Source organism: Desertibacillus haloalkaliphilus (genome assembly GCF_019039105.1).
Classification (GTDB): Bacteria; Bacillota; Bacilli; order Bacillales; family KJ1-10-99; genus Desertibacillus; species Desertibacillus haloalkaliphilus.
On the sequence record NZ_JAHPIV010000004.1, the window covers coordinates 189,213 to 201,666 of the forward strand.

10 protein-coding genes and 1 pseudogene are annotated in these 12,454 nt (G+C 36.2%); all 11 read right to left on the reverse strand.

What is annotated here, in order from left to right:
• Positions 1–4: 4 nt before the first annotated feature.
• The 11 genes and pseudogenes from KH400_RS06235 to cydD all read right to left on the reverse strand — a co-directional run bounded on the left by KH400_RS06235 (position 5) and on the right by cydD (position 12,440).
• Positions 5–784: a Cof-type HAD-IIB family hydrolase gene (locus tag KH400_RS06235; RefSeq protein ID WP_217222985.1), complete on the reverse strand. Its 780-nt coding sequence runs from the start codon at positions 782–784 to the stop codon at positions 5–7.
• A 264-nt stretch (positions 785–1,048) separates the two neighbouring features.
• On the reverse strand, positions 1,049–1,717 hold the full coding sequence (locus KH400_RS06240; RefSeq protein ID WP_217222987.1) for an RluA family pseudouridine synthase: 669 nt from the start codon (positions 1,715–1,717) through the stop codon (positions 1,049–1,051).
• A 365-nt stretch (positions 1,718–2,082) separates the two neighbouring features.
• Entirely contained in the window at positions 2,083–2,622 is a 540-nt protein-coding gene (locus KH400_RS06245) for a CBO0543 family protein (RefSeq protein WP_217222989.1), read from the reverse strand.
• A 20-nt stretch (positions 2,623–2,642) separates the two neighbouring features.
• A complete protein-coding gene (locus KH400_RS06250) occupies positions 2,643–3,131 on the reverse strand; it encodes a MarR family winged helix-turn-helix transcriptional regulator (protein ID WP_217222991.1) in 489 nt (162 codons plus the stop codon).
• Between the two features lie 166 nt (positions 3,132–3,297).
• A pseudogene (locus KH400_RS06255) lies at positions 3,298–4,488 on the reverse strand (sulfite reductase subunit alpha); the annotation flags it as partial.
• Between the two features lie 540 nt (positions 4,489–5,028).
• The gene (locus KH400_RS06260; RefSeq protein ID WP_217222996.1) at positions 5,029–5,856 is read right to left on the reverse strand and encodes an alpha/beta fold hydrolase; all 828 of its coding nucleotides are present in this window, start codon (positions 5,854–5,856) and stop codon (positions 5,029–5,031) included.
• 35 nt (positions 5,857–5,891) lie between these two features.
• On the reverse strand, positions 5,892–6,965 hold the full coding sequence (locus KH400_RS06265) for an SDR family oxidoreductase (protein ID WP_246589402.1): 1,074 nt from the start codon (positions 6,963–6,965) through the stop codon (positions 5,892–5,894).
• A 389-nt stretch (positions 6,966–7,354) separates the two neighbouring features.
• Positions 7,355–7,978: a YczE/YyaS/YitT family protein gene (locus KH400_RS06270; protein ID WP_217223000.1), complete on the reverse strand. Its 624-nt coding sequence runs from the start codon at positions 7,976–7,978 to the stop codon at positions 7,355–7,357.
• 270 nt (positions 7,979–8,248) lie between these two features.
• Positions 8,249–8,641 carry a (2Fe-2S) ferredoxin domain-containing protein gene (locus tag KH400_RS06275; RefSeq protein ID WP_217223002.1) on the reverse strand — a complete coding sequence of 131 codons (393 nt, stop codon included), beginning with the start codon at positions 8,639–8,641 and terminating at the stop codon, positions 8,249–8,251.
• A 320-nt stretch (positions 8,642–8,961) separates the two neighbouring features.
• Complete coding sequence (cydC, locus tag KH400_RS06280; RefSeq protein WP_217223004.1) at positions 8,962–10,710, reverse strand: thiol reductant ABC exporter subunit CydC; 1,749 nt, start codon at positions 10,708–10,710, stop codon at positions 8,962–8,964.
• Positions 10,707–12,440 (reverse strand): thiol reductant ABC exporter subunit CydD, encoded by a 1,734-nt coding sequence (gene cydD / locus KH400_RS06285; RefSeq protein ID WP_217223007.1) that lies wholly within the window; start codon positions 12,438–12,440, stop codon positions 10,707–10,709. Before cydD ends, cydC begins: the two co-directional genes overlap by 4 nt.
• Positions 12,441–12,454 lie beyond the last annotated feature (14 nt).

Genomic DNA, 12,454 nt, shown 5'->3' on the forward strand with positions numbered 1-12,454 from the left:
TTATTTATAAAAGGCCAACCATTTGAAGTCCATGTACAATGCCATCATCTTCCACTGATCTTGTAACATACTTTGCGACTTCTTTGACTCTGTCTTTCCCATTCCCCATCGCCACACTATTTTTTACTGTGGAAAGCATCTCTATATCATTAAGTCCATCTCCAAATGCATATTGATGATCTTCTGGGATACCTAGTTTTTCAACAATTTTTTCGATTCCTTTTGCTTTAGAACCGCCCTTAGGAAGAACATCGACTGAAACAGGATGCCACCTTATAAAATCAAAATCATCAAAAGCCTGTTCATATTGTCCTTCCTCCCCTTCTAGACAAAAAAGTAGAGATTGATATAGTTCACGGCCCTTGTAATAACTGGGGTCATGTGTAGGAAAGCGATTGATGTTTAACGTAGCGATGCTCTCATCTATATAAGAATGCTCAGGGACATTAGCTTTCATATCTTCATGGTCCATGTAGACAATTGGATGATTATTATGCATGGCAGCTTCAGTTAACTTTTCAATCGACGAGTGGTTTAACGAATTTGTGTAAATCACTTCACCATCTAAAACGACGTATTGTCCGTTATAACTAATAAAGGTATGAATATCTAATTCTTTTCTTAGGTCCTCATACATGAAAGGAGCACGTCCAGTGGCAATACCTACAATATGTCCGTTTTCTTTTAGTTTGAAAATAGCTTCTTTTGTTGAATGTGGCAATTTTTTATCATGATCAAGCAAAGTTCCGTCAATATCAAAAAAGATTACGCTTTGTGGTGTCAACTTATCTTCCCTTCCTTCGATTGTATTTTGAATCGTCTCTTACATAATGATTTTTACATTTCTAACGTCAATAATTACATTTATATTTTGATAATAATGATTACATCTTATAGCATGAAAACAGAAAAAGAATAAAGAATCTAACCTAAGAAGCGATCGCTATCGTTGTACAACCGCTCTTTTATTCCTAATCAATTTCAACAGAAGGGTCAACATAAATGATTGTACTTGTCCCTTTTTATCTACCCACGTATAGCATCTTACTTACCAAAGATTCCACGGATACTCATTTGGTGGCTGAGAATTTATTTCGGTTTTTTCTTTTTTGGTCGGATGATCAAGAGCTAGTTTCTGTGACCATAAAGCAATTTGCTGACCAGGTTGGTTCACTTCTACCCCATACTTTTGATCTCCGTAAAGTGGACAATCTTGAGAAGCTAGTTGAACACGTATTTGGTGTGGTCGACCGGTGTGAAGCCGAATCGAAAGAAGACTCAATCCTTTCTTAGATCCGATCAATTCATAGTCCATGACCGCTTTCTTAGCTTTTTTATGATGAGATGATGTCGTGTACACTTTATTTTCCTGGTGATTTTTTACTAGAAAATCTTCTAATCTATCACGATCTTTTGCAGGACGGCCCCGTACTACAGCTAAATACCTTTTTTGTATGTTTTTTCTCCGAATCGCATCTGATAACCGCGCTGCAGCTTTAGAGGTTTTTGCAAACACCATAACCCCTCCGACAGGTCGATCCAGACGTTGGACAAGCCCAAGGTAAACATTCCCAGGCTTCTGGTAACGAATTCTCAAATCCTCTTTTAGGAAAGTAAGTAAATCTTGACTTTTCGATCGATCCTCTTGTACTGGAATATTAACTGGTTTCTCTACAAAAAGTAAATGATTGTCCTCGTAAAGGATAGGAACTTGCATAGCTATTAAAATCTCCTTCTATTCATTCTATATTTAAATGATAACATACTAGGCGCGAGAACTATCAACCATGAATAATGACATACCGCAACCATTAGAATAAGATAAAAAGACATTTTAAAGGTTAGCTTTAAACTCTTCACATTCACAATAAAAAATGCTTTTAACATATTCAATTCGCTCTTCCACAATTGCCATCTCTATTAAAAAATCGGGTGTGTTTTATGAGGTGATTTTATCCTCATACGACACACCCAAAGCTTTGTCCTGCTACACTGTCTCAAGAATAAAATCACAACTTACTTCAATAAGTGTTCAGCTTTACATATTCAAGAGGTCGTTTTAAATGCTTGTCCGTTCATCAATCAATATATTGAGTCCTGCTCTTGCAATGGTGTTCCAACATGTATCTGTTCAATGTTAGCTCTCTCTAATTGAAATTCCTCTTTAAAGAACCATCGGTAAAATATACGTGAAAAATAAAACGCCACACCCATGGTAATAAAACTCCAATACCACCTCCATTTGACATAATGAATAAGATTCGTGTACCGTTCCGCTACTACTTCACCTAATGTTAATAAGCCTGTGAGAAGCAAATAATAAAGTGATTTTTTTAACCGGCTCCCATACTCTGGATAATTCACATTAAAGATGGCACATATGGTAGGGTAGATAAAATACTCAAATGAAAAACTCGATTTATTTGCTTTATGAAAAAACAACCTCACTGGATATTTTATTAGGCCTTTTTCGACGACCATCAAACCGAATACCCAAGTAATGAGCTGCTTAAATAAAAAGGCTAGTATTCCATGTCTCACTTTTTCCTTAGGTACAAATTTAAACAGTAACACAATCGTCATACACCATACGAAAATCAAAACACTTTTGTCTCTAAACATTTTCAACCTCCTTATGAGACCTAGGCATACCCATAATTGTCTACGTTTGCACTGAGAACTTTTCTGAAGTCTTTTCCTTTATGTACATCTAATATTCTCTGGCCATACTCTAAAAAGTTTAAAACCTCTTCCTCTGATAAGTGACTCATGTCAAAGGGAAAATTCTCTTCTTCCTTAACAATGTTCAATAACTTGTCAAACAGCACCAGTCCATTGCTTGTAATTGAAACCTGTTTGTACCTTGGTCGGCTTTTATTTATTTCAACGCTAATCAGCCCTTTTTCTTTTAAAGGTTTAAGAAGCCTAGTTACGGTCGAACTATGCCAACAGCCTAATTCACCAATTTCTGTAGGAGTCAGTGCTTGTTTATTTGCCTGCAGCAAAAATAATACGTGTTGTTGGGCAGGGGACACGTTAAACTTCTTTCCTATATCTGACCAGTGATCTTCCATACAGAAATATAAAGCCCTAACCATCAATAACATTTGTTGTTTAAGTAAATAATTCAAAATAGACCATCCTCACTTGTATATACAATTGTAACTACAAGTAATATTCTTACCAAGCATTGGTTATTTATTCATGCCCTCATCTAATTAGAAGAACAAAAAAAGTGACTCTATAACGCTTTGCGAAATAAAGTCACTTTATTCTACGGAATCTACTTTTCATTAATTAATAAACATCACGCTGGTAACGTTTTTGTTTTTGCATATCATTTAGATATTCTTCAGCAGCCTCTCTACTCATGGAGCCTTCTTTTTCAATAATGTCAATCAGCGTATTATGAACGTCCTTGGCCATATATTGCTTATCGCCACAAACATAGAAGTATGCTCCGTTTTCTAACCACTCAAACAACTCTTTACTGTTTTCAAGCATTTTATGCTGTACATATACTTTTTGCTCAGTATCACGAGAGAACGCAGCGTCCAATTTAGTTAACACACCGTCCTCTTGGTATTTCTCTAATTCATCTTGGTAAAGGAAATCAGTCGCTGAATATTGGTCCCCAAAGAATAACCAAGATTTCCCTTTCGCGTCGTTTACTGTGCGTTCTTGAACAAACGAACGGAATGGCGCAATCCCCGTACCTGGTCCAACCATAATAATATCCGTTTCTTGCGATTCTGGTAAGAAGAAATGCTTATTAGGTTGAACAAATACTGGAAGTGTATCACCAACATCAAGGCGCTCAGCGCATAACACAGAACAAACGCCCTTTCGCTCACGCCCGTGAGCCGTATAACGAACCGCCCCGATCGTTAAGTGAACTTCACCTGGGTTAGCAGCTAAGCTGCTAGCGATGGAATATAAGCGTGGTGGCATTTTTCTTAATAATGAAACAACCTCTTGGACTGACACATTCCATGGCCCAAAATCACGTAACAAATCAAGTACATCACGTCCATCGATATACTCTTTCAATTGATCGGCATTTTCCACGGCCACGAGTGATTGCAACTCTTCATTAGTTGTTAATTCCGCTGCTTGTTTTAAAATTTTCTTCGTTAATAACGTAATTTCAAAATACGTTGTTAACGCTTCCTTCAGTGGCAGTGTGTCACCTTGCTTATTTATTGTAACCGACGCAGTTGGATCCCATTTCATTTCATCAATAAGGGCATGTACTAGTTCTGGATCATTCTCAGGTATGATTCCAAGGCAATCACCAGGAACATATGAAAAGCCTGATCCTTCTAACGATAGCTCAAGGTGCATCGTTTCTTTGCTAGAACCAGGTCCATTTAAATTTTTAAGCTCCAATACTTTTGCTTGAAATGGATTTTTTCTTGAATATGTTGGCGTAATCATTTCTTTAGCTTTCTCAGGATTTTCTGCTACATTATTTTGCATAACATTCACCTCACAAAGTTTTATAAAAACAGTAAACTACTTTACTTAGTAGTTATTCACTAATGAAAATTAAAACTCATTATAATGTTTCTTTACTTTATATAGAAAATTAGGAATATTCATACAGGTTAAGTTCTCTTAGGGAATAGTTGGCGTGCGACTAAAGGTGAATATCAGTTACAGAACCTCATCATATCGCCTCAAAGAAACATGGGGACGAATCCTACACCATTTTCCTCAGCTTATTATACCCTGTATGACTTTACCTATTGGTATTATACATTAAGAATAGCATACAAAAAGAAAAATATGTTGTGTTTTTTCTCACAAATTCATAAAAACCAAAATTTTTCAACCTAAACGTATTGTTGATTATGCTCTCCCACATTGATAACAACGTTTCTATACCTTATAAACACAATTTCTCCTTCAAAAATGGTAAGAAACAAAAATAACTATGTATTCATCGTTTTCTATAAACAAAACCATTCACATAAAAACCTCTTACGAACCTAATCGTAAGGGGCCTTTATGTGAAAGATGATCCGCTTATACAATCTTCTTCTCATACCTCGAAGCAACATCTGATTGTTCAGATATAAAAGCTATCGCAGATTCATTAAACTTAGAACTTTTTTCAATATTGCAAAGATGACCACACTTTTTAATCTCAAGAAGCGATCCATATGGATCGCTTTCCATATGTTGATTCAAAAGTTTAACAAATAAATAATCCTCACTACCAGAAATATACAGTCTGGGAACTTCTGACGTATTGATATCAACTGATGTTTGCTTCACAGACCTGATAAGCTCAAACCATTTTAGGAATTGATCTTCCTTCATTTTTCTAGCTTCTCGTATAAAGATAGACCTTGAAAATGAGTGCCTCCGTTTCGGCATGATAACATGGGAAAATATAATATATAGCCAAATATAAGGGACAAACCGCTTTAAAGCACTTCCAATCGACAACAGAACCTTTGAGAGAGTATTAAATTCTGTAATCGTCGCACCTAAGACAGCTGAATTGACTCGGTCAGGGTATTGTTTAATTAATTGGTGGATAATAATCGATCCTAATGAGATACCTGCGAAATTGACCTTTTTCAAATGATAATTATCAAGTACCCGAATAATCATTTCGCAGCACCTTGTCCAAGAATAGCCCTGATCCCATTCGTTGAAAACTGGGTTAGGATAATGACCTGGTAAATCAATGGTAATAACGTTAAACTTTTCTTTAAAGTCACATAACTGCTTTTTCCAAATGTTTGAATTACCACCTATACCGTGTAAAAGCACGACCCATGGTGCATCTGGGTACGTCTGGTTTTTATAAACGTCATGATTTAACAACATCTCATTTGAAGACAAATTTCCCCACCCCACTACTCTTCTAGAAAGTTTGGCTACTTTTGGACCATTACTTTTTTTCGTTCAATAAAACCACCAATAATTCTTGATAGCATGTCTGCATTCATATTTAGTGCACTATCTTGCTCCTGATTTAATAAAGTTCTCGTATTTTCATCCTTAAATGACTTTGAGCAATTGAGATATTTGTTAAAAACTTGAAGTGGTTTATTAAAGTTAATTTCATCTTCAGTCAACAAATGTGCATCCTGATGTGGAACAATTTTCACCATATTCGTCCCTAAGCTTTTTAAAATCGTTTCTATAATTAATTGATTTGAAGGCGGATTAGGGTTCGTAATATTATAGACCGTATTAGTTTTGCCATACCTAAGACCTAAAATGAGTACCTTCACAACATAATCGACAGGAACTAGATTTGAAACGGTTTCTTTATTGCCTATTAGACGAAAGACGGCTTCCGTATTTCCTTTTTTCATAGCCCTTTTCTTTAATAGTTCAATCGCTCTTATGATTCCATATAACCCAAATGTTGTACTAGCTTCTCCAGTTTCTGAATCCCCAATAATAATCGCAGGTCTCATCACACTAACATCAAAATACTCCTGGTATGACATGACCAAATGTTCTGCCTTAGATTTGCTTTCCTCATAATAGTTATTAAACCTATTCGTTTCTGGATAAAGAGTTTCTTCACCGATAACTAGGTCACCTAACGTATAGGCTGTACTAACATGGATAAACTTTTGCACGCCAATCATTTTTGCTACATCAAGAACATGCCTTGTCCCCTCGACATTCACTCGAAAGACATCATCTTTTTTTAAGTCATCAAACGATAGTAATGCAGCTGTATGATAGATAGCATCGATTTTACCTTTTAGTTGATTTAACACAGACTTATTAAGACCTAATCTCTCCTCAGTCAATTCTCCCTCAAGAACAACGACTTGCCCTTCCATATTATTATGATCTCTATTCATTAAATGTTCTATTTTTTTAGCGTTACGTACTAATAAATAGACATTATGATTCTGCTCAAGTAATTTTGTTGCTAATTTCGATCCTAAAAAACCCGAAGCTCCAGTAATTAAAATGTTCAAAGTCATGTCAACTCCCTTAGTTGTTAATAAAGCAATTTGTATCTATTCTATTAATAAATGAAAAATCATAGATTATTTTGTATATCATATGCATTTTATTGCATTGTCATCAATTATAACTTAAAAACGATAAAAATAAGAGAGGTTAATCATTAACGCTAATGACAAAAATGTGAAGATTAAAGATATGAGTGGAAATATAAAGGAAATCGTTCCCAATCAATGTAAATTCATAAAGTTACTTCCAAGAAGAAATCGAAAAAAAGACCACTGTGCTTACCACGGTGGCCTTGATCAGCCTAATGACTAGCAAACAATAACTTAATATTTTGTGTTCTTGCCTTAGTTATTACAAACTTTTGTTCAATGAAAAGATCTTCTGCTATTTTCTCATATCATGTACGAGTTTCAACAGTTTTCACTTGAATGTGCAGCAACTTCTTTATCATTGGATGGAAAACTTGAATTACTTTACCTAAAAGTAACGCTGTAACTAATGTTCCAATTCCAACGGGACCTCCTAATAATAGCCCGAGTATTGCACCTGTCGCCTCAATACTCAACCTAGAAATATTGAAGTTGCAATTAAACCGATGACAGATCGCAATCATTAAGCCATCAATCGGTAAACGAGGGAACTGTGCCTCCAAATAAATACTAATCCCAATACCTATTATGATGATACCACCTAATAAGCATAGCCATTGAGCCTCCCAAGAAGATGAAAAGTCTGCGTTTCTAAAAACTAAATAAATCCAAATATCTAGAAACCAACTACGGATCACAATTGGTATAATCGATTCAATTCTAATCCTAGTCTTTTCAATTAACCAAGTGAGTAACGTAAAAAGAAGTTGTATAATGATCGACCACGTTCCAATGGTTAGTACAAGATAACCGTTTAAGCCTATAGCAACAGTATCCCAAGGACCTGCCCCTAATAAAGATAGAATCACTAAGGCTATGCCCAACGCAGCAATAGCTAAGCCAGCTAAATAAATCCCTATTCGTTTTCCCATTATAAAAACCTTCTTTGATAGATAATTACATCGATACGATCACTTAAACGCATACTTCTATTACTTTACCATAAAAATAACTGGTTCATTTGAAATCTTTTGATTTTATCGTACATTTTTTAAACAAAATATTTACCAATTGCTAGGGTCTGCTAGAATCTAACAAACAAAGATAAGGTAGCTCTAGTTATGGGGCTACCCTTAAATGACGTGCATATATTGTAATCATTTTTTCTAGCAACAATGGAGCTTCAATATCTACCTCTAATTTTATAAGTTCTTTGAAACTTTTTTCACTAGCTCTGCATTTTTCTCTTTACCTGCTGGAGTGCCTTCAGATCGCACAAATCCTTTTCCGTTATATGTATGACTTATTCTATCTGCAATTGTGTTTCCGTTCATTAATGAATCAATAAAACGAGGAGCATCATCACTAGTCATCTCTTTATACCAATGACCATCGGGATATGAAATAAGTACACATTTATCTTGACAACGCCCATTGCAAAGTGTCCTCGATGTATGAATGTAAGAATCTAGGTCTTTAGCCATAATTTCATCTCTAATCGATTGAGTTAATTCTTCAGCTCCTTCTTTTTTGCAACTGCTGCCATTACAAATCAAAAGATGGTGTTGTGTATTTGCTAAGTTCCATGACGCCATTTCTTTCGCTCCTTTTCCTATATTCTTGTCACAACGCTCCACAACCACTTTTTTACATACTTGTTTTATGCTACCACACTTTCACTAAAACAGCCTATTATATTTTAGAATTCAGATCCCTTCCCACTTTTTCGAAAACCGTAATAATTATTATTTACATTTAATGATAAATGGGTTGGCAATAAGTTCAAACTAGCGAGCAAAAAATGACTTTAATGATGTTTAATTTTCATTTTTCAAGAAATAAAAACCTCCCATAGTTTTACTTACAGGAGGCTTATTTCACTAGGTCACAAAATTTATTATATTAACTATCAGACTTATAAAAAGATACTTTGTTCAATCTGTTTCAACCTATACGTATATCCCTTCATGTTCATCAATTCTTGAAAAGTACCTGATTCGATAACTTCCCCCTTATCCATCACTATTATTTGATCCATCTCTTCTAAGCCCGTTAAACGATGACTTACAAGGATCATTGTATGCCCCTCGTACTGCTGAAAGAGATGTTTATAAATACGACGTTCGGTTAAAGCATCAATTGAAGACATTGGTTCGTCCAAAATCCAAATCGGTATCCCAGAACGATCACTGAGCGTCTCCGCTTTCACTAAAACTCTAGCGATTGCTAGTCTTTGCTTTTCACCACCAGAAAGATTAGTTCCTTTTTCTAAAACAAAATCTTCAAGTGAAAAATGATCAAGCTTTACAACGGAAAGAGCATGTAACATATCTTCATCTGTTACAGTTCTATCCGAGAGTAGATTGTCTCGAATCGTACCATAAAAAAAATGATTTGTTTGTAAGACCGGGTTCATATTTTTCCAAACTTCTTTTTCCTTTACATTCGTAAGGTTTTTCCCACCTATGATAATCTCACCGTCATATTGATGATAGATCTTTAACAACAAATTGAGTAAAGTTGATTTTCCTGAACCACTTGGTCCAACAATGGCCGTTTTTGACCCCGAAGGTAAGCTAATGGTTACATCATGTAAGGCCAGACGCTCCTCATCGGGAAAACGATAGGAAACATTTTTTAAAAGGATAGCTCCTGAACTCAAAGGCTCAACATTTTCACTTCCATATCCTGGTTCATCTATTGCCTTTCTCCTATGCTTATCAACAACAGATAAGAGCCGATGAGAAGCCCTTCTACTGTCTTCAAAATGTAGAGGAAAGGCCGCCATCGGTGTCGACGTTTCAAAGACCGTCAACGAAATCATGACTAGCATTGCAAGAAAAACACCGTCGAGATGATCACGCGCTACTAAGAAGGCACCTAAACTAAGAATGGACCACGAAACTAAAAGAGCAACCCAATGGTTTATCACGTGACTATACACCATTTGCTTCTTACTTTGGTTTTGTTTGGTAATATATTGATTAGAGAGATCCGAAAGCTCCTTTTCTCGTAAGCCAAGCTCTTGATAAAGCTTTAAATCTAAAAAACCAAGCATTAATTCCGTTACCTCTGATGATAACAGACTTCTGAATTCACTAACTTCGTTCTCAACTCTCTTTTGTTTTCGAGCAAACCATAATGGTACAAGGAAACCTGTGATAACAAGACCAACAATAAATAGAAATGCAACTTCAATCGAGAAAAAAAGTGTAAAAAGAACAGTCGATAAAAAAACAAGCAACATCACAATTGGCGGATAATAGACACGTAAGAAAAAATGTTGAAGGCTTTCTACATCTCCCACAATTCTAGAAAGCAGATCTCCACTGCGATATTTTTCAAAAATAGAGGGAACGAATGGTTCTAACCGTTGAAAGAAAAGCGCTCTAAGCTGACTTAAAATTGTAAACGTTGCTCGATGTGAAAAATACCGTTCTGCATAACGACTCACTGCCCGGATAATACTGAATAATTTCAAAAAGGCGATACTGAAAGTCAAAACATATAAGGGAGGAAGCAGAGCAGCTTTCGAGATTAAATACCCACTAGTGGCAAATAATCCGACCGCGGCAATCCCTGATAGAAAACCAAACAGGATCGATAATGAAATCCCCCGCTTATCGGTCATGACTTGCTTAACGATGACTTTTAAATCTGTCACCCTACCGCCCCCTTTTGTTGAGCTTCAACGATTTTGCGATAATCACTTGCTGATGACATTAATTCTTCATGGGCCCCTTGTGCACGAATCGAACCATTTTCCATTAACAATACTTGATCCGCATTTTTTATCGTATGGAGCCGATGAGCTACAGTAATCATTGTAGAATGTTGAGCAAGCTCTTTTATCGATTGCTGTAAGATTTGTTCAGTTTGAAGATCAAGACCTACCGTTGGCTCATCAAACAAAATAACAGATGGCCTTTTTAAGAAAGCTCTAGCTAAAGCAATGCGTTGTTTCTCCCCTCCCGATAATCCTCTTCCTCCTTCACCAATTTGGGTGTCATACCCCTTTTCCAATTCGTTTATCAAAAGTGTTAATCCAGTTTTTTCGGCGACCTCATCTAATTCAGCTCTAGAAACACTTTGTCTATGACTGCCCATGATAAGGTTTTCTTTTATCGTGCCAGAAAATAAATACGGATGTTGAGAAATATAAGTCAATTGCTGATACCACTCATGTTCTTTATATTGAAACAAAGGACAATAATTCATAAGAACTTGTCCTCCAGTTGTCGGATACAGACCCGCTATAACGTGAAGTAAGGTTGTTTTCCCTGATCCACTCCCCCCAACAATCGCAGTCTCACTGTATGGATCAATGACAGCACTAACCCCCTCGATTGAAAAACTTCCTCCTTCATATGTAAAAGAAACATTCTTTAGTTCAATCTTAGGTGGTCCATCCTTTTGAAACCTTTTGTTTCCCCACTCAATTGATTGATTCCTTGCTTCTATTTCATCGATGATCTTTTTAGCAGCACCAACACTCCCTTTCCCTGCATGAAAGGCACTCCCATACTCTTTTAATGATGCGAAAAATTCCGGTGCAAGGATGAGTACAAAAAATGCAGCGAAAAAAGAAAGTTCATTATAAATGACAAGCCGTGCCCCTACCTCAAAAGCGACTAGTGCAATTCCAAACATCGAAAATAACTCAACGATTAAAGAAGAAAGAAACGCAATTTTTAAAACATCCATAGTTGCTTCACGGTAATCGAGACTACTCTGCCTTATTACATCATGTTGCTCACTTGCTTTTCCAAAAAGCTTTAGTGTCACAAGGCCCTGTAAACGATCAAGGAAGACTCCAGAAAAGGCAGCAAGCTTCTCCATCTGATTCTCAGCTTTCTTTTTGGTTATTCGGCCAATAATTACCATCGCAAGAGAAATCAAAGGTGCGATCAGGAGTAAAATCACACCGGAAATCCAACTCTGCCAAAATACAGCACTTATGATTATGATTGGTACGATACTCGATTGGATCATTTGTGGATAATATTTACTATAGTACGGTTCAATCTCATCCACTGCATCTATGACCATGCTTACTCGATTCCCTGATTGACCTTTCATCAAGGCTTGTAATGGATTTTTAATATAATGATGAAGAAGCATACGTCGAAATTCCGCTTTCGCTTTCTCCCCCATATTCATGCCAAGCCGATCACTCACATAAGACAAAAAAGTTCGTGCTAGAAATACAACAAGGAGGATCGCTAAGAAAGGGATAACTTCTCGAAAGGTCAGCCCCTTTAAAAATACTTGATCCACAACTGATGCAATTATATAAGCTTGTAGCACTGCGACAATACCTATAAATAAGGCTACAAAGGAAAGGGAATAGATATGTTTTTTCTGTTGGTATGCTATTTTACGAAGTTGTTTCAAGGTTCAGCCTCCTA